Here is a 17940-nt window from a genome sequence, read left to right on the forward strand (position 1 = left end):
ATAGCCGCTTGCGGCCTTGCTGGCAAGGGAAAGCCCGCGTTTGGGTCAGCCCGCCGCCATCCGCGCCGCCGATTCTTCAGTATAGCCGAAAAACCGGCCAATGCTCGGATACTCCAGGGACGTAGTCCATCAGGAAATGAGCCGCTCCGATGCCTGCACGCGGCGCGAAAGGCGCATTTGTCATCCACTGCCGGACCAATTCGCAGGAGAGATAAGTCTCTGCCGAATAAACGACTAGGAAATCGAACGGAACCTTTGCCTTTGCTGCCTTCTTGTCTAGCAACCGGTCGATATACGCGCGAAACCGCATTTCATCCCATTGGGCGCGCATGAACACAGTGCTATGATGCGATGTGATGCGCCGTCCGTCCTGCTCAGACCGAAATTTGAGTTCGGCCAAGAGTTCACCATCGACGAGTTCAGTCAGTTCAATGCCAACTTGTCGCCCATTGACCGAAGCAACGCAGTCTGGTGGGTCCGCAGGATTCGACCTGATTTCAGTAACATCCAATCCGAAAACTGCCGCCGCGGAACGAGCCCATTCTAAGGCCACCGAAAGTTCCAGGTCACGGCGCTCGAGTATCCCGCGCTGTTGCGCGAAGACGCCCGCATGACCGCGCGAGTTAATGAGATTGACCAGGTCTTCCCAATCGCTCATCCCATCCGCGCCGCAATCAACGCCACCGCCTGCGCCACCGCCTCGTCAATGCTCATGCCCGAGGTGTCCAGCAACAGCGCATCATCCGCTGGCTTCAACGGTGCAGTCGCCCGCTCGCGGTCGCGCGCGTCGCGTTCCCGCAACTGCGCCAGCACATCCGCCTCGCTGACCGCCTCGTTGCCCGCACTCAGTTCCAGCCAACGCCGGTGCGCCCGAACCTCATCGCTGGCGGTGACGAAAAGCTTCACCTCGGCGCCCGGGCAGATCACCGTGCCGATATCGCGCCCGTCCAGCACCGCGCCGCCATCGCGCCGGGCAAACTGCTGCTGAAACCCCACCAGCGCCGCCCGAACCTTCGGCAAGGCCGCGATCTTCGAGGCCGCCTGCCCCACCTTGGCGGTGCGCAACCCCGCCCGCTCGAAATCCTGCGGCAACAGCGCTTTGGCCGCCGCCACCGGGTCCATGCCGTCCAGCACCTTGCGGGCGGTGGCGCGATACAAGAGCCCCGTATCCAGATAGGCAAAGCCGAAATGCGCCGCCACCGCCTTGGCGATGGTGCCCTTGCCCGCCGCCGCCGGCCCGTCAATCGCCACCGTGAACTGCATCAATCCGCCCGCCCATTCATCTGTTCAAAAATATCCCCGCCGGAGGCACCTGCCCGCGTCACGCGCGCACCCGGTCCAGAACCGCCCCAAGCCCGGTCATCAACCCCTCGAACACCGGAAACGACGTCGCAATCGGCGAGGCATCATCCACCGTCACCGGGGCTTTTGCCGCCATCCCCAGCACCAGAAAACTCATGGCAATCCGGTGGTCCAGATGCACGGCACAAGTGGCCCCGCCCGGCACGCCACCCGCCCCCATGCCGTGCACGATCAGCGTATCCTCGTCCTCCTCGACCCGCACCCCGCAAGCCTCCAGCCCTCGCGCCATCGCGTCGATCCGGTCGCTTTCCTTCACCCGCAACTCCTTGACCCCGCGCATCACCGTGCGCCCCTCGGCGAATGCCGCCACCACCGCCAGGATCGGGTATTCGTCGATCATGCTCGGCGCCCGTTCGGGCGGCACCTCAATGCCCCGCAACGGGCCGAACCGCACCCGCAAATCCGCCACCGGCTCGCCCCCCTCGCTGCGCGGGTTCTGGAACGCGATATCGGCGCCCATTTCCACCAATGTCAGAAAAAGCCCATTCCGGGTCAGGTTCTGACTGACTCCCGGCACGAAAATGTCCGATCCCTCCACCACCAGCGCCGCGCAAACCGGAAACGCAGCCGAAGAAGGATCGCGCGGAACCGCCACCACCTGCGGGCGCAACTCCGGCTGGCCGGTCAGAGTGATCACCCGGCCCTCGGCACTGTCTTCAACGAAAAGCTCGGCGCCAAAGCCCAGCAGCATCCGCTCGCTATGGTCCCGCGTCGGCTCGCGCTCGATCACCACGGTCTGCCCCGGCGCGTTCAGCCCCGCCAGCAGCACCGCCGATTTCACCTGCGCCGAGGGCACCGGCGTCGTATAGCGCACCGGCACAGGCTGCGCTGCACCCACCACGGTCATCGGCAACCGCCCGCCCTTGCGGCCATAGCTGCGCGCGCCGAACAGCGCCAAAGGTTCCGTCACCCGCCCCATCGGCCGCTTGCGCAGACTGGCATCGCCGGTAAAGGTCGCGGTCATGGCATGGGTCGCCATGCAGCCCATGATCAGCCGCACCCCGGTGCCCGAGTTGCCACAGTCGATCACATCCGCCGGTTCGGCAAACCCGCCAACGCCGACCCCGTGCACCGACCAACTGCCAGCCCCATGCTGCACCACCTGCGCCCCAAACGCCCGCATCGCCCGGGCGGTATCCAGCACGTCCTGCCCTTCCAGCAGACCGGAAATTCGGGTTTCCCCCACCGCCATCGCGCCAAAGATCAGCGCCCGGTGGCTGATCGACTTGTCGCCCGGCACCTCGGCCACGCCACGCAGCGGGCCGGATTTCCGGGCGGTCATCGGTTGCGCATCACCAGCAGCAGACATGCAATTCCCTCGCGTCAAACTCGGGTCCGGTCTATCCAAAGCCCCCGCCCCGGTCCAGCCCGTTCACTGCCGCCGGAACGTCGCGTATTGCGGCACCCGGCCCTCGCGCAGCGCCTTCTGCTCGTAACGGGTGGAAATCCAGTCACCCCAAGGCACGCCGCCCAGATCGACCAGATCGAATCCCGCCAAAGGCACCTCCTCCAGCGCCTGCCGCATGTAGTCAGCGATATCCGTCGCCACCCGGAACTCCGCCCCCGGCACGAGCACCCGCGCCAGCGGCAGCAGATGATCCTGCGTCACGAACCGCCGCCGGTGATGCCGCTTCTTCGGCCAGGGGTCGGGGTAATTCAGAAACGCCCGCGCCACTGAAGCCTCGGGCAGCACATCGAACAAATCCCGCACATCGCCCGGATGCACCAGCAAGTTCCCCACCCCCGCCGCCCGGATCTTGCCCAGCAGCATCGCCACGCCGTTGATGTAAGGCTCGCAACCGATGATGCCGATGTCCGGGTAACTCTGCGCCATATGCACCAGATGCTCGCCGCCGCCAAAGCCGATCTCCAGCCAGACCGGACAATCCCGCCCGAACATCGCCACCGGGTCCAGCACCTGCCGCCCGGGGTTTTCCGCCACCGAAATCCCCCAGGGCCGAACCGATTCCAGATCGTGGCTCAGATAGCCCTTCTGGCTGGAGCGCAGCGTATGGCCAAACCGCCGCCCGTAAAAATTGCGGCGCGGCACCCCTGCTTCGCCCGGACCCTCATCGCTCATCGCATCCCCCAAACCGGCACCGGCTGCACCTATGCCCCGCCAACACACCCGTCAAGCCACCCGCCGAAATCCGGGTGCCAAAGCCGTTCTGGCGGGCTCGATGCCCGCCGGAACGGCCCCCCCGCCAAACAAAAGGCCCCGGCAGTTCCCCGCCGGAGCCTATCCTTGCGGTGCTGCCCTGCGTCAGACCGCTTTCTTCAACGCCTCGATCAGATCGGTGCGCTCCCAGGAAAAGCCGCCATCGGATTCCGGTGCCCGGCCAAAGTGGCCATAGGCCGAGGTCCGGGCATAGATCGGCCGCGTCAGTTGCAGATGCTCGCGGATGCCGCGTGGCGTGAGATCCATGCACTCGGCCACGGCACGCTCGATCTGCGCTTCGTCAACCTTGCCGGTGCCGTGGGTGTCAACGTAGATCGACAGCGGCTTGGCCACCCCAATCGCATAGGACACCTGCAGCGTGCAGCGATCCGCCAGCCCCGACGCCACCACGTTCTTCGCCAGATAGCGCGCGGCATAGGCGGCCGAGCGGTCCACCTTGGTCGGGTCTTTGCCCGAGAACGCCCCGCCGCCATGCGGTGCCGCACCGCCATAGGTATCGACGATGATCTTGCGCCCGGTCAGCCCGGCGTCGCCATCCGGCCCGCCGATCACAAACGTCCCGGTCGGGTTCACCCACCATTCGGTCTTCTCGGTGATCCAGCCCGAGGGCAGCACTTCGCGGATATACGGCTCCACAATCGCGCGGATATCGTCCGACCCCTGGCTTTCCAGCGCATGCTGGGTCGAAAGCACGATCGAGGTCACTTCGACCGGCTTGCCATCCTCATAACGCAACGAAAGCTGCGATTTGGCATCCGGGCGCAGCGTCGGCTCCTGCCCGGATTTGCGAACCTCGGCCAGACGCCGCAGGATCGCATGGGCATATTGAATCGGCGCCGGCATCAGCTCGGGCGTCTCGCGGCAGGCGTAACCGAACATGATGCCCTGATCGCCGGCCCCGTCCTTGTCCACGCCCTGCGCGATATGCGCCGACTGCTTGTGCAGATAGTTCTGCACTTTCAGCGTGTTCCAGTGGAACTCGTCCTGCTCGTAGCCGATGTCCATCACACAGCCGCGAACGATGTCCTCGACCCGGTCCATCATCTCTTTCAGGTGTTTCTTGTCCGACAGCCCGACCTCGCCGCCAACCACGACGCGGTTGGTGGTGGCAAAGGTTTCGCAGGCAACGCGGGCGTTGGGTTCCTCGGTCAGAAAGGCATCCAGCACGGCGTCGGAAACCCGGTCGCACAGCTTGTCGGGATGGCCCTCGGAAACCGACTCCGAGGTGAAGACGTAGTTCTTGCGTGTCATGGGGAAGTGCTCCGTTGGGAAATTCCGCCACGCCAGGAAGCCGTTGTGACGGTCGATGCCGCCTCCGCTACGCCTGCTTTGCCGGGGCGTCAAGCGACCATGCGGCGGCGGACCCCGATCAACCCGGCGGCGAGCCCCGCGAGCAACAGCCAGACCGGCACCTCGCCCCAGCGGGCGTAGGGCGTGGGCGGCAGCGCGCCGGGCAGCGCCGCATCATGGAACGCCGCCTGCCCCAGCGAAATTTCCGCCACCGTTCGGCCATGCGCGTCGATCACCGCCGAGACCCCGGTATTGGCCACCCGCACCAGCGGCAGCCCCTGTTCAATCGCCCGCAACCGCGCCTGCGCCAGATGCTGAAAGGGGCCGGTCAGCGTGCCGAACCAGGCGTCATTGGTGATCTGCAGGATCCAGTCGGCCCGGCCCTCCGCCGCTGCCAGGTCTTGCGGAAACACCGCCTCGTAGCAGATCAGCGGCAGCGCCTTGCCCAACTTATCGCCCAGGTCCAGCAGCTTGGCCCCCGGCCCCGCCGAATAGCCGTTGCCCTCTTGCGCCGCAAAGGCCCGCAGCCCGAACCAGTCGGCCATGGCATCGCCGTAGGGAATGTATTCGCCGAACGGCACCAGATGGTGCTTGTCATATTGCGCCGTCACCGCCCCGCCGGGGCCGATCACCGCCAGAGTGTTGTAGCCGCGGGTGCCGTCAACCCGCTGCACCCCTGCCGCCACCGGCACCCCCTGCGCCGCCGCGGCAATCGCCAGCGCCGCCCCTTCGCCGGGGTGCAGAAGGTAGGGCACCGAGGTTTCCGGCCAGATCACCAGATCGACTGCAGGCCGCGCTGCGGTATAGGCCAGCAGCCGGTCGAAGGTGATCCGCGCCGGCCCCGGTTCCCATTTCAGCGCCTGTGCGGCATTTGGTTGCACCAGCCGCAAGGTCACCCCGCGCGGCGCCGGATCGGGCTGCGACAGCCGCCATTGGCCAAGCCCGAAGGTGGCCGCCAGCAGCGCCACCGACACCGCCGCCCCGCCAAAGCCCAAGGCCACCGGCAGCGCCGCCGCCAGTGTGGTCAGCAGCGTCAGCCCGTTCGGCCCACCATATGCCGCCAGTTGCGCCAGCGGTGTGTCGATCCAGATGTGCCCGATCAGCGCCCAGGGAAAGCCGGTCAACACCACGCCGCGCAAGCCCTCGACCGCCGTCAGGGTCAGCGCCAAGGGCAGGGCGGCAGCCCGACCCGCTGCGAAGGCGCGCGCCAGCGCCGCCGCAGCCGCCCAGAACAGCCCCAGCCCAAAGGCCATCAGCACCACGGCAAAGGGTGCCATCCAGCCGTATTGCTCGGGGTCCACCAGAAACGGCTCAATGATCCAGTTCAGCGCCAGCCCGAAATGCCCGGCCCCTGCGAACAGCCCAAGCCACGCCGCCGCCTTGGCCCCATCCGCCCGCCCCACCAGCCAGATCACCCCGGCCAACGCCGGAACGGTGACATACCACGCGCCCAAGGGCGCCTGCCCCGCCGCCATTGCAGCACCCAGGCCAAAGGCCAAAGCCGCAAGCCGCAACCCCGGCCAGCCCCAGACCACCGTCAGCCTTCGGATTTCGGCGCAGGTGCCGGCACCGCAGCCGCGGCCGCCGCACGCGCCGCGCCCGGCAGCCGCACCTTCAGCCGCTTCAGCCGCCGCGGATCGGCATCGACCACCTCGAACTCGACGCCGGATTCATGCGCCACGATCTCGCCCCGCGCCGGAACCCGGCCTGCGCGCAGGAACACCAGCCCACCCAGCGTGTCGATCTCTTCGTCGTCTTCGTCGGTGCGCAGCCGCACGCCGATCGCCGCCTCGAATTCCTGCAATGGTGCTGTGGGTTGCACCACATAGACGCCGGGCTTTTCCTCTTTCCACAACGCGCCTTCGGCCTCGTCGTGCTCGTCCTCGATTTCACCGATCACCGTCTCGATCAGGTCTTCAATGGTCACCAGCCCATCGACGCCACCATATTCGTCGATCACCAGCGCCATATGCACCCGGTCTTTCTGCATCTTCTGCAGCAACACCCCCAGGGGCATCGACGGCGGCGCATAAAGAATCGGCCGCAGCATCTTGCGCAGATTGAATCGCCCCGCCGCACCAAAGCCATGCAGCAGCGCCAGATCCTTCAGCAGCACCAGCCCCTGCGGATGGTCCAGCGTGCCCTTGTAAACCGGCAGCCGCGAATAGCCCGACTTGCGGAACGCCTCGACCAGATCATCCTTGCCGATGTCCAGCGGCACCGCCACGATCTCGACCTTGGGGATTGCCACGTCATCCACCCGCAACTTCCGCAGGTTGGCCATGCCAGGCAGCGTCAGCCCGCCTGCCGCCTGCGGTTTCGCCCGGCTGGGGGCGTCGTCGCCCTCGTCGGCGTTCTTGCCGCGGAAGATCCGCCCGAAGAACCCGCGCTGTGCCGGGTCTGCGCCTTCGGCGTCTTTCGCCTCTGCGCCAAATGCGTCCGAGACGTCGTCGTTGCTACTGCCCATCTGTCCTTTGTCCAAAACTGCGCCCCACACCGGGCACCCTAGGCATAGGGATCAGCGATCCCCAGCCCCGCCAATATGCCCGCCTCGGTGGTTTCCATCAATTCCGCATCGGCGTCATCGACATGATCATAGCCCAGCAGATGTAACACGCCATGCACGATCAGATGCGTCACATGCGCCACCTGCGGTTTGCCCTGCTCGGCGGCCTCGCGGGCGCAGGTCTCCCAGGCAATCGCGATATCGCCCAACTCCTCGGGGTCGTCCGCCGTGCCGGGTTCGGGCAATTCCGGCACGCCGCCGGGCACCTCGGCGGCCCGGTCTTCCGAGGGCCAACTGAGCACATTGGTCGCCTGCCCCTTGGCGCGGAATGCCGCGTTCAGCTCGGCAATGCGCGCATCATCGCAACCCATCAGGCACAGGGTAAAGCCCTGCGGGTCAAGACCCACCGCCGTCAGCGTGGCCTGCGCCGCCGCATCGGCCAGCGTGGCCAGGTTCAGGTCCTGCCAGCGCGGGTCTTCGTAAACTGTATCAACCAGAGGCTCCATCGTCGGCTTCATACGCTTCGATGATGCGGGCGACAAGCGGGTGGCGCACCACGTCCTTCGAGGTGAAGTAGTTGAAGCTGACGCCCTTGACCCCGGCCAATATCCGCTCGGCATCCTGTAGCCCGCTGGCGGTGCCGCGCGGCAGGTCCACTTGCGTGCGGTCGCCGGTGATCACCATGCGGCTGCCCTCGCCCAGACGGGTCAGGAACATCTTCATCTGCATGGTGGTGGCGTTCTGCGCCTCGTCCAGCACCACGAAGGCGTTGGACAGCGTGCGGCCGCGCATGAACGCGAGGGGCGCAATCTCGATCCGCTTTTCCTCGAACAGCTTGGCAAGCTGCTTTTGCGGGATGAAATCGTTCAGCGCGTCGTAAAGCGGCTGCATGTAGGGGTCGATCTTTTCCTTCATGTCGCCGGGCAGGAAGCCCAGCCGCTCGCCTGCTTCCACGGCGGGGCGCGAGAGGATGATCTTGTCCACCATGCCGCCGATGAACATCGTCACCCCCACCGCCACCGCAAGGTAGGTCTTGCCGGTGCCCGCCGGGCCGATGCCGAAGCCCAGCTCGTTGGCGAACAGATTGGCGACATAGGCCTTCTGCGCCTCGGTGCGGGGTTCGACCGCCTTCTTGCGGGTGCGCAATTCGACCGAGCCGGGGCTGAACATCTCGATCTGGTCCAGCCCGGTCATGCGGTCGGGCATCGGGCGGCCAAGGCGGATGGCACTGTCGATATCCGCCGCCAGCACGCCGCGCCCGGCCTCCAGCCGCGCATAAAGCCCGCGCAGCACCGCCGCCGCCGCATCGCGCGACGGCTTGTCACCGATCACCGCCAGCCGGTTGCCACGGCGCAGCACATGCACCCCCATCTGATGCTCGACCTGACTCAGGTTGCGGTCAAACTCGCCACACAGGCCGATCAGCAGCCGATTGTCAGGAAATTCCAGAAGCGTTTCCACAAGCTCTTCCGGCCGGGTCGGGGGGGTCAGCGCGCTGATGCCCAAGAACATCTCCTTTTGCAGGCAGGTTGCACGCCCCGAGTGTGCGGCCCGGGATGCATCCTGACAAGTCACATTCGGTCGATACCCCCTGCATCGCAGCGGAATGTGGAAGTTTGATGACAAACGCACAAGATATGGCCCACAACGCCGACCAAAACGCCGTTGCAGGCGCTGGCCGCCGTCAGCCCTGCCGCAACCGCGCCAGCAAGGCAAGCGACGGCTCGCCGGTCACGGCCATGCCGACACGCGCCTGATAGGCCGAGATTGCAGCGCGGGTCTTGGTGCCGATCACCCCGTCCGAACCTTCGGTGTCGAACCCGGCGGCGGTCAGCAGGCGCTGCATCTCCTGGCGGTCGTCGATGGTCATGCCTTGGGCATCGGGCGGAAAGGCGCCCTGAATCGCCGGGCCGCCACGCAGCCGGTCCGACAGATGCCCCACCCCCAGCGCGTAATTCTCGGCGTTGTTGTAGCGCAGGATGACGTTGAAGTTCTGGAACACCATGAAGGCCGGACCACTGGCCCCCGCCGGCAGCAGGATCGAGCCTGCGCCGTGGTTCGGCACCTGCCCGCCTTGCACGCTGCGCACCCCCATGGCGGCCCAGTCGGCCGGACTGCGGCCCTTGCCCCGCCCGGCAAGCCCGGTATTGAAGCCTGCGGGCAGCCGCACCTCCACCCCCCAGGGCTGGCCACGGGTCCAGCCCGAGCGCGACAGATACGCCGCCGCCGAGGCCAGCGCGTCGGTCGGATCGTCCGACCAGATGTCGCGCCGCCCGTCGCCGCGGAAATCGACGGCATAGGCCAGATACGAGGTCGGGATGAACTGGGTATGCCCCATGGCACCGGCCCAACTGCCGGTCATGCCCGCAGGCGTCACGTCGCCATTGGCCAGAATTTTCAGCGCCGCGATCAGCTGGCTTTCGAAAAACGCCGCCCGCCGCCCCTCGTAGGCCAGCGTCGCCAGCGCCGAGACAACCGGCACGCTGCCGCGCCTGGTGCCGAAAAAGCTTTCCAGCCCCCAAATCGCCGCCACCACGTTGGATTCAACGCCGAACCGCTGCTCGATCTCGGCCAGCACGCCGCCGTATTGCCCCAGCGCCGCCCGCCCGGTGGACAGCCGCTCGTCCGAGGCGGCGATGGCCAGATAATCCTCGGTGGTGCGGGTGAATTCGGTCTGGTTGCGGTCACGCTCGATCACGCCGGGCAGGAAACCGGCGCTGCGAAAGGCGGCGTCCAGCGTGCCCGCCGGGATGCCCTTGGCGGCGGCACGGGGCCGGAACGCCGCCACCCAGGCGTCGAATCCGGAGTTGGGCACCATCGGCATCGCCGCCTCAGGGCTGCGCCCCGCACGCGGCGCCATCCGTGTGCCGCCCACACAGGCCGACAAGACCGTTGCCAGAAGCCCGAAACCCACCGCCCGCCGTGTTGCCCTCATTCTGCCCTCGCCTTTGGTTGTTTTGCCGCTATCCTATCGCAAAGCGCTGGCACAGCAAAGCTTTCGCGCGGGCATTGGCCGCCCTGTCATGCCAGCCATGATCACCGCCCCGCCGCGGGCACCCCTGCTTTCGGAGACTGCCATGACCATCCGCGTCACCGTTTTCGGCGAAAACGTCCATGAACAGACCAACCGGGTGGTGGCCGAGATCTACCCCCAGGGCATGCACGGCTGCATCGCGGCGACCTTGAACGCCAACGGCATGGATGCCAGCACCGTGACGCTGCAACAGCCCGACCACGGGCTGACCGCCGAAAAACTGGCCGCAACCGATGTGCTGATCTGGTGGGGCCATGCCGCGCATGGCGCGGTGCAGGATGCGGTGGTGGACCGGGTCTGCGACGCGGTCTGGGGCGGCATGGGGATGATCTTCCTGCACTCGGCGCATTTCTCCAAACCTTTCAAGCGGTTGATGGGCAGCCCCTGCAACCTGACCTGGCGCGAGGCGGGCGAGCGCGAGCGGCTGTGGGTCACCAGCCGCAACCACCCCATCGCCTCCGATCTGCCGGAGCATTTCGAGCTGGAACACGAGGAAATGTATGGCGAACCCTTCGGCGTGCCCGAACCGCTGGAGACGGTGTTCATCAGCTGGTTTCAGGGCGGCGAGGTGTTCCGATCCGGCCTGACCTACAAGCGGGGCGCGGGGAATGTGTTCTACTTCCGCCCGGGGCACGAGACCTATCCCACCTATCACGACGCCAACGTGCAGCGGGTGATTTGCAACGCAGTGAGATGGGCGCACAACCCCGCAGCGCGGATTGCCGACCCCAATGACGCGCCCAACACGCCCGTGCAGCAGGCGCTGGAGCCGATCGTGGAACACGGCCCCCGGCTGCACCACGATGGCGACAAGGGGCTGCGTTAGGCCATGCCCCGCCCGATCCGCCTGCTGATCCTTGGCACCGGCGGCATGGCTCGCCAGCACGCCGAGCATTTCGCCGCAATTCCCGGCGTGTCGCTGGTGGCCGGGGTCGATCCGCGTGCCGAACCGCTGGCGGCGTTCTGCGCGACGCATGGCATCGCCAACCGCTTTGCGACCCTGACCGAAGCGCTGGACTGGGGCCAGTTTGACGCCGCCACCAACGTCACCCCCGACGCCGCCCACCATGCCACCACCCTGCCCTTGCTGGCGGCGGGCAAGCCTGTGCTGTGCGAAAAGCCCTTGGCCACCAATGCCACCGACGCCGCCGAAATGGCCGATGCGGCGGCCCGTGCGGGCGTGGTGGCCATGGTCAACCTGACCTACCGCAACGTGCCCGCGGTGCAGCAGGCGGCCGCCATGGTCGCTGCCGGCGCCATCGGCACCATCCGGCATTTCGAGGCCTCTTATCTGCAAAGCTGGCTGACCCAGCCCGCCTGGGGCGACTGGAAAACCGAAAGCCAGTGGCTGTGGCGGCTTGCCACGGCGCATGGGTCAAAGGGCGTGCTGGGCGATGTCGGCATCCATATTCTGGACTACGCCAGCTTCATAGCCGGCCTTGACCCGGTAGAGGTTTCGGCCCGGCTGGCCACATTCGACAAGGCGCCGGGCGGGCGGATTGGCGATTATGTGCTGGACGCCAACGACAGTGTGACCATGCAGCTTCGGCTGGCCAATGGCGCCTTGGGCACGCTGTCGGCCAGCCGCTTTGCCACCGGCCATCTGAATGACCTGCGGCTGCGGATTTATGGCGACAAAGGCGGGCTGGAGGTGCTGTTCGAACACGGCATCAGCCGGTTGAACGCCTGCCTTGCCCCCGATCTGCAAAGCGCCGTCTGGACCGAGGTGCCCTGCCCCGCCGTGCCGACGGTCTATCAGCGCTTCATCGACGCCATCCGCGGCGACGGACCGCCTACCCCGGATTTTGCCCGGGGCGCGGCGCTGCAACGGATGCTGGATACCGCCGAATATTCGGCAGGGCAGCAAGGGCTGGCGCTGCCGTTGTGATCCGGCTTGGATGCGCGGCTTGCAAAGCAGCCGCAACGCCGCTGCCACCGTCGATCAGCAGTCCCATGGTCGCGTTGGTGACTTGCCCTCGCCTCAGCGCTGTTCGCTGCGCTGCCGCAGTCGCGCCTCCAGCTTGCGCAGGCCCAGCGACAGCGTCACCGTCATGGTCAGATAGATCAGTGCCACCACATTATAGGTCTCGAAATAGCGGAAATTTCCGGCCGAGGTGACCTTGCCCAGTTGCGTGACATCCGCCACCCCAAGCACCGACACCAGGCTGGAATCCTTCACCATCGCCACGAAATCATTGCCCAGCGGCGGCAGGATGGTGCGGAAGGCCTGCGGGAACACGATATGGCGAAACCGCTGCCAGCCGTTCAGGCCCAGCGCCTGCGCCGCCTCGATCTGGCCCTTGTCCACCGACAGAAGACCCGCCCGGAACACCTCGGCCAGAAACGCCGCATAGGCCAGGGTCAGCGCGATCACCGCCCGCCACAGCAGGCTGAAATCCCGCGATTTCAGCGGGTCGAACCCCAAGGGCCCGGTGGCCCAGTTCCACGCCAGCACCAGCGCCGGCGTGGCCGCGAAGGCCACATACAGCAGCAGCACGATGATCGGCACACCGCGCACCACTTCGACATAGAACCGCGCCGCCTGCCGCAACGCCAGGAACCGCGATTGCGCCGCCAGCGCCAGCCCCAGCCCGATCAGGCAGGCCAGCGCAAAGCCCACCAGTGTCACGAACACGGTGATGCGGATGCCCTTGGACAGAGTCGCCAGCACCTGCGCATAGACCGGGCTGGCCCAGACCTCGTAGAACATCCAGCAGACCAAGCCCGCCAGCAGCACCAGCCACCACGGAAAATCCCGGTCGGAATCGTGACGTGAAGCCATGTCAACCGGCCCCTAGGCGGACCCGGGGGCCAGACGGGTCATTGGCCCATCTTGTAGTCGAGGAACCACTTGGTGTTCAGCTTGTCCAAGGTGCCATCAGCCTTCATCTCGGCAATCGCCGCGTTGACCGGCGCCACCAGATCCGAGCCCTTGGGGAAGATGAAGCCGAAATCCTCGGCCCCCAGCTTGTCACCGACGATCTTCAGCTTGCCCTCCGAGGAGGCCACATAGCCGTTGCCCGCCGTGCCATCGGTCAGCACCAGATCGACATCGCCCGCGCGCAAGGCTTCGACGCCGGCGCCGAAGGTCTCGAACATCTTGATGCGCGGGTTGGCCTCGTTGCCGTCCAGCACCTCGTAGACGCCCACATAGAACGGCGTGGTGCCGGGCTGGGCGGCCATCAGCAATTCAGGGTTGGCGCCGAAAGATTTGGCATCGGTAAAACGCGCCTCGTCGCCACGCACCAGCATCACCATTTCCGAGCGCATGTAGGGATCAGAGAAATCAACCTGTTCCTTGCGGTCGTCGCGGATGGTGATGCCGGTCATCCCCATGTCGTATTCGCCGCCCGACACCGCCGGGATCATCGCATCCCAACTGCTGTTGGCATAGCTGACCTTCAGGTTCAGCCGCTTGGCCATCTCGGCCACCGCATCATATTCCCAGCCGATCGCCGCCCCCTGCGCATCCAGAAACTGCAACGGCGGATAGGCGTTTTCGGTCACCACCACCACCTCGCGCCCGGCCAGATCGGGCAAGGCTTCGGCGGCGGCAAAATTGGCACCCAGGGCCAGAACCAGCCCGGCAAAGGCAGCAGTCAGTTTCATCAGGGGACTCCATGTCACGAGCGATGCGTGACTATGGCCGCGCCCCTGCCGGTATGCAAGCGGGTGCCAGCGTCAGGGCAGGATTCCCAGCAGCGATTTCACCCCCACCGGATCACCGCCGGGCCGCAAACCGGCCAGACTGCCGACCGGCGATTTGCGGCGCTTGGCATAGAAGGCGGTCGAGATCGGCGGTGCCAGCGCCAGCACCGAAAACGTCATCTCGGTGCGCGCCACCTCGCCGCAAATCTCGGTGTCGTGGTTGGCCGCGTCGGTATAATCCTTGGTCATCGAGAATTCGGTGGCATTGGGCAGCGAGTTGAACGAGTTGTGCACCGTCACCGGGCCAAAGCCCAGCCGTCCCAGCGCAGCACCGCTGAAGGCCACCGAATCCGCCAGCACCAGGCCGTTGCAGGGGCCGCGCGGCTCCCATCCCAGAAATTTTGCCACCGGATCGGTGACCGAGCCCAAGGCAAAACCCAGCGCCGCGCCGATCGGCCCGCCAATGGCACCGATGGCGGTGGTCAGGATCTCGTCCATGATCTTCAGTTGCAGCCGTTCGGCGTCCTGATCCGAGATCTGGCTGTCGCTGGTATTGGTTGCAGTAAAGATCACGTCCACCGCGTCGTCGGGCTCCAGTTCGAAAGGCCCGATGATCCAGTTCAGTGCCGCGCCGCGCCGGCTGGTCATCGCCACCGCCGCCGTCGGCACTTGCGTATTGTCGGCCAGCGCCGGAAACAGCCCCGCACCCGCGCCGCGCTCGACCTTGTTGACCAGCACCGCAAAGGTCACCACATCGGAATCGGTCAGCTTGCCGCGCTTCACCAGCACATGCAAAAGATCCAGCCGGAAAGCGTAAAGTGCCATGGCCACGCCCCCCTATTCGGTGCCGGTGACGCGGGCACCCAGCGCGATCTGCCGCCAGGAGGTGAGGGTCAGCGACCGCCCCCTGCCTTCGCAGAGCCACAGCGAGGTGGTCGGCTCCATCAGCACCACCTCGTTGTCACCGACATGCTCGACCACCAGCAGATCGCCAATGGCGCCGTCTTTCGGCAACCTGGCGGTGGCAGGCGTGGTCGATTGCGTCAGCACCCGCAGGCTGGCGCGCAACCCGTTGATGGTGACGCCACCGGGATAGTCGTTGTTGAAATTGATCGTCAGCCCGTCGCTTTGATCATGCACCAGTGCGCGGCGGAACGGCCCGCCATGCCCGCCGCGGCGCGCGGCCGAGTCGAGGATCACGTCGGTTCCCTTGACGTTCAGCACATTGGCCTCGACGGTGACCCAGCTTGCGTCACTGCCGTCATTGAGTTTCACATCGCTCGACATTTCCGATCCTCATGTTGGCACCCTCGGCTGGCGCTGGGCCAACCGGTTGGGCGAATGGATGGGTTTCAAGCCAGAAGCGCGCGCACAGCGGTTGCTGTGTCGGTCGCTGAAACAATTGAAATCAACAGGAATCCGCCCGAAAATCAGGGCAGCAAGACACCGGCAAAGGCCGCAAGAATCATTCATTCACAATACATGTTTCAAGGCGAAAATCAACGTGGCAGTCGGCCCGCCCCGCAGCGCCACGGCAGGCGAAACAGTCGCAGCCCGCAGTACGGGCGGTGGTTTGACAAGACCCGCCCGCAGGTCCACCTTGCGCGCGGCCCCTGCAACAGGAACCGGCACCGATGACAACCGACCCGATCCGGCTATATTTCCACGGCCTGCCCGGCAGCCCGTCCGAGCTTGCCGCCCTTGGCCTGCCCGATGATGCCCCGGCCCTGCACCCGGTCGCTCGGCTGTCGCTGCTGGACAAGGCCGCCGACCATGCCGCAGGCATCGACGCCCTTGCCGCCGCAATCGCCAAAAACCACCCGCAAGGCCCGCTGCATCTGGTGGGCTTTTCACTGGGGGCGATGACGGCGCTGATGGTCGCGGCACGCTTGGGCGCGCGGGTGGAAAAGATCGAGCTGATCTCTGCCGCAGCCCCGCTGGAGCTGGGCGATTTCCTGCCGCAGATGGCGGGGCGCGCGGTGTTCAAGGCCGCCCGCGATGGCGGCTTGAAGTTCACCGCCCTGATGGCCGCCGAGCGCGCCTTTGCCCACAAGATGCCGCTGCACCTGTTCAACACGCTGTTTGCCGGGGCCAACGGTGCCGATGCCGCACTTGCCACCCAGCCGCGCTTCAAGACCGGCATTGCGGCCTGCATCCGCGGTTGCGTGGTTGACCACCTGCCCGCCTACAAGGCCGAGCTGTTGGCCTATGCCCACCCCTGGGCCACGGTGCTGGACGGCATCACCACCCCGGTCACGCTGTGGCATGGCAGCGACGACACCTGGACGCCAGTGGCCATGGCGCAGGTGATGCAGGCCCGCCTGCCCAATGCGACGCTGATCGAACTGCCGGGCCTGTCGCATTACGCGACGCTGATCGAGGTGCTGGGCGCGCGCAAGCTTCAGGCCGACCCGCCGCAGACCGCACAGCCCTGACGCTTTTGCACGCCGATCACCCGGCTTTCGCCATATAGCCCATCAAAGATCACCAGCCGCCCGCGCAAACCCTGGCCTGCGCCGGTGATCTCTTTTACCGCCTCCAGTGCCATCATCGCACCAATCACTCCCGGCAAGGGCGCCGCCACCCCCGCCTCGGCGCAGGTCGGCACCACACCGGGGGCAGGGCGCAGCGGGAACACACATTCGTAGCACGGCCCGCCGCGCGCCGGATCGTAAAGCCCGATCTGCCCCTCCCACTGGGTGATTGCCGCCGAAATCAACGGCTTGCCCAGGGTCACGCAGACCCGGTTCACCAGATAGCGGGTGTCGAAATTGTCCGACCCGTCCAGCACCAGATCATATTCCGCCACCAGTTCCGCCGCGATATCTTCGGTCAGCCGCCGATTGTAGGGGCGCACCTCCACCAATGGATTAAGCGCCCGCATGACGATGGTGGCCGATTGCACCTTGGCCATGCCAAGCCGCGCGTCGGAGTGGATGATCTGGCGTTGCAGGTTGCTGACCTCGACCACGTCATCGTCAATCACCCCGATGCAACCCACCCCGCTGGCCGCCAGATACAACAGCGCCGAAGAGCCAAGCCCCCCCGCGCCGATCACCAGCACCTTCGCCGCGCGCAGCTTTTTCTGCCCCGGCCCGCCGATCTCGCGCAGCATGATGTGGCGGGCATAGCGTTCCGCCTCGCTTGGCGGCGCCACTGTGGCCACCACAGGCGCCAGCCGCCGCCGCAGCCGCCTGACCACCGCGCCATAGCCCAGCCCCAGCGCCACCGCCCCGCCCAGCACTGCCCAGACCCGTGCCGATCCCCCCACCGCCACCCGCAAGCCATTGCCCTCAGGCAGCACCAGATGCGCCAGCATCACCGCCGCCCACAGCGCCGCAATCGCCGCCAGCCGCACCGAACCTGGCACCCGCATCCACGCGCCAAGCGCCCAGATCGCCAGCGCCAGCCCCAGAACCAGCCCCATCAGCCCCGCCCCGTCGAGCCGAACCCGCCCTCGCCCCGCGCCGTATCGCTCAGGCTTTCCACCAGCGCGAACCGCGCCTGCACCACCGGCGCCACGATCAGTTGCGCAATCCGGTCGCCATGGTGGATGGTGTAAGGCTCCGACCCCAGGTTGACCAAAGCCACCCCCAAAGGCCCGCGATAATCGCTGTCGATGGTGCCCGGCGTGTTGGGCAAAGTGATGCCGAACTGCAGCGCCAGCCCCGAGCGTGGCCGGATCTGCATCTCGAACCCCTGCGGGATTTCCACCCGCAGCCCGGTCGCGATCACCGCCCGCCGCATCGGATCAAGGGTAAATCCCGTCGCCCGATCCTCGGGCCGCAGATTGGCGCGAATGTCCGCCCCCGCCGCCCCCGGCGTCTCGTAGCTTGGCAAGGGCAAGGACCGGTCGGCCCAATCTTCCCAGATCACCCGCAATTCCGGCCCCATGCCTGACCCCATTCTTCTCTGCTCAAA

General features: G+C 66.3%; 19 protein-coding genes and 1 riboswitch. Of the genes, 3 read left to right on the forward strand and 16 right to left on the reverse strand.

The genetic code is table 11. From position 1 onward, the window contains the following. Positions 1-76: 76 nt before the first annotated feature. From RSW2DRAFT_RS00390 to RSW2DRAFT_RS00435, 10 genes are all read right to left on the reverse strand, one after another. Positions 77-658 carry a hypothetical protein gene (locus RSW2DRAFT_RS00390; protein ID WP_008026905.1) on the reverse strand — a complete coding sequence of 194 codons (582 nt, stop codon included), beginning with the start codon at positions 656-658 and terminating at the stop codon, positions 77-79. Further along, entirely contained in the window at positions 655-1263 is a 609-nt protein-coding gene (locus RSW2DRAFT_RS00395) for a (d)CMP kinase (protein ID WP_008026907.1), read from the reverse strand. Before RSW2DRAFT_RS00395 ends, RSW2DRAFT_RS00390 begins: the two co-directional genes overlap by 4 nt. A gap of 58 nt (positions 1264-1321) precedes the next feature. After that, entirely contained in the window at positions 1322-2671 is a 1350-nt protein-coding gene (gene aroA / locus RSW2DRAFT_RS00400; protein ID WP_008026908.1) for a 3-phosphoshikimate 1-carboxyvinyltransferase, read from the reverse strand. Between the two features lie 63 nt (positions 2672-2734). After that, positions 2735-3442 (reverse strand): tRNA (guanine(46)-N(7))-methyltransferase TrmB, encoded by a 708-nt coding sequence (gene trmB / locus RSW2DRAFT_RS00405; RefSeq protein WP_008026910.1) that lies wholly within the window; start codon positions 3440-3442, stop codon positions 2735-2737. 183 nt (positions 3443-3625) lie between these two features. Then, positions 3626-4792 carry a methionine adenosyltransferase gene (metK, locus tag RSW2DRAFT_RS00410; RefSeq protein WP_008026912.1) on the reverse strand — a complete coding sequence of 389 codons (1167 nt, stop codon included), beginning with the start codon at positions 4790-4792 and terminating at the stop codon, positions 3626-3628. Positions 4793-4799: 7 nt separating this feature from the next. Further along, positions 4800-4847, reverse strand: a riboswitch (SAM-SAH riboswitch). Positions 4848-4881: 34 nt separating this feature from the next. Next, the gene (lnt, locus tag RSW2DRAFT_RS00415) at positions 4882-6306 is read right to left on the reverse strand and encodes an apolipoprotein N-acyltransferase (protein ID WP_083800626.1); all 1425 of its coding nucleotides are present in this window, start codon (positions 6304-6306) and stop codon (positions 4882-4884) included. A gap of 62 nt (positions 6307-6368) precedes the next feature. Continuing rightward, positions 6369-7298 (reverse strand): transporter associated domain-containing protein, encoded by a 930-nt coding sequence (locus tag RSW2DRAFT_RS00420; protein ID WP_008026916.1) that lies wholly within the window; start codon positions 7296-7298, stop codon positions 6369-6371. Positions 7299-7336: 38 nt separating this feature from the next. Then, positions 7337-7843 (reverse strand): rRNA maturation RNase YbeY, encoded by a 507-nt coding sequence (ybeY, locus tag RSW2DRAFT_RS00425; RefSeq protein ID WP_008026917.1) that lies wholly within the window; start codon positions 7841-7843, stop codon positions 7337-7339. Continuing rightward, on the reverse strand, positions 7827-8849 hold the full coding sequence (locus RSW2DRAFT_RS00430) for a PhoH family protein (protein WP_050786751.1): 1023 nt from the start codon (positions 8847-8849) through the stop codon (positions 7827-7829). The genes ybeY and RSW2DRAFT_RS00430 overlap by 17 nt, the downstream gene beginning before the upstream one ends. A 172-nt stretch (positions 8850-9021) precedes the next feature. Beyond that, positions 9022-10272: a lytic murein transglycosylase gene (locus RSW2DRAFT_RS00435; protein ID WP_008026923.1), complete on the reverse strand. Its 1251-nt coding sequence runs from the start codon at positions 10270-10272 to the stop codon at positions 9022-9024. Between the two features lie 142 nt (positions 10273-10414). Between RSW2DRAFT_RS00435 and RSW2DRAFT_RS00440 the strand changes: the two genes are divergently transcribed. Together RSW2DRAFT_RS00440 and RSW2DRAFT_RS00445 are read left to right on the forward strand one after the other, a co-directional pair. After that, positions 10415-11197, forward strand: coding sequence for a ThuA domain-containing protein (locus RSW2DRAFT_RS00440; protein ID WP_008026925.1), 783 nt, complete (start codon positions 10415-10417; stop codon positions 11195-11197). A 3-nt stretch (positions 11198-11200) separates the two neighbouring features. Further along, positions 11201-12259: a Gfo/Idh/MocA family protein gene (locus tag RSW2DRAFT_RS00445; protein WP_008026927.1), complete on the forward strand. Its 1059-nt coding sequence runs from the start codon at positions 11201-11203 to the stop codon at positions 12257-12259. A gap of 93 nt (positions 12260-12352) precedes the next feature. On the opposite strand, the gene RSW2DRAFT_RS00450 is transcribed toward RSW2DRAFT_RS00445, so the two are convergent. The 4 genes from RSW2DRAFT_RS00450 to RSW2DRAFT_RS00465 all read right to left on the reverse strand — a co-directional run bounded on the left by RSW2DRAFT_RS00450 (position 12353) and on the right by RSW2DRAFT_RS00465 (position 15306). Continuing rightward, complete coding sequence (locus RSW2DRAFT_RS00450) at positions 12353-13153, reverse strand: amino acid ABC transporter permease (RefSeq protein WP_008026929.1); 801 nt, start codon at positions 13151-13153, stop codon at positions 12353-12355. 38 nt (positions 13154-13191) lie between these two features. Further along, positions 13192-13980: a transporter substrate-binding domain-containing protein gene (locus RSW2DRAFT_RS00455; RefSeq protein WP_008026931.1), complete on the reverse strand. Its 789-nt coding sequence runs from the start codon at positions 13978-13980 to the stop codon at positions 13192-13194. A gap of 72 nt (positions 13981-14052) precedes the next feature. Next, positions 14053-14844, reverse strand: a complete 792-nt coding sequence (locus RSW2DRAFT_RS00460; protein WP_008026932.1) for a hypothetical protein — start codon at positions 14842-14844, stop codon at positions 14053-14055. 12 nt (positions 14845-14856) lie between these two features. Beyond that, the gene (locus RSW2DRAFT_RS00465; RefSeq protein ID WP_008026934.1) at positions 14857-15306 is read right to left on the reverse strand and encodes a hypothetical protein; all 450 of its coding nucleotides are present in this window, start codon (positions 15304-15306) and stop codon (positions 14857-14859) included. A gap of 347 nt (positions 15307-15653) precedes the next feature. On the opposite strand from RSW2DRAFT_RS00465, the gene RSW2DRAFT_RS00470 reads away from it, so the two are divergent. After that, positions 15654-16454, forward strand: coding sequence for an alpha/beta fold hydrolase (locus tag RSW2DRAFT_RS00470; protein ID WP_008026935.1), 801 nt, complete (start codon positions 15654-15656; stop codon positions 16452-16454). Here RSW2DRAFT_RS00470 and RSW2DRAFT_RS00475 read toward each other — a convergent pair. Both RSW2DRAFT_RS00475 and dut read right to left on the reverse strand, forming a co-directional pair. After that, a complete protein-coding gene (locus RSW2DRAFT_RS00475) occupies positions 16421-17446 on the reverse strand; it encodes a HesA/MoeB/ThiF family protein (RefSeq protein ID WP_008026937.1) in 1026 nt (341 codons plus the stop codon). The genes RSW2DRAFT_RS00470 and RSW2DRAFT_RS00475 overlap by 34 nt on opposite strands. Then, a complete protein-coding gene (dut, locus tag RSW2DRAFT_RS00480; RefSeq protein ID WP_040671364.1) occupies positions 17446-17913 on the reverse strand; it encodes a dUTP diphosphatase in 468 nt (155 codons plus the stop codon). The genes RSW2DRAFT_RS00475 and dut overlap by 1 nt, the downstream gene beginning before the upstream one ends. Between the last annotated feature and the right edge of the window lie 27 nt (positions 17914-17940).

It is taken from the genome of Rhodobacter ferrooxidans, from assembly GCF_000176015.1.
In the GTDB taxonomy this organism is placed as follows: Bacteria; Pseudomonadota; Alphaproteobacteria; order Rhodobacterales; family Rhodobacteraceae; genus Pseudorhodobacter_B; species Pseudorhodobacter_B ferrooxidans.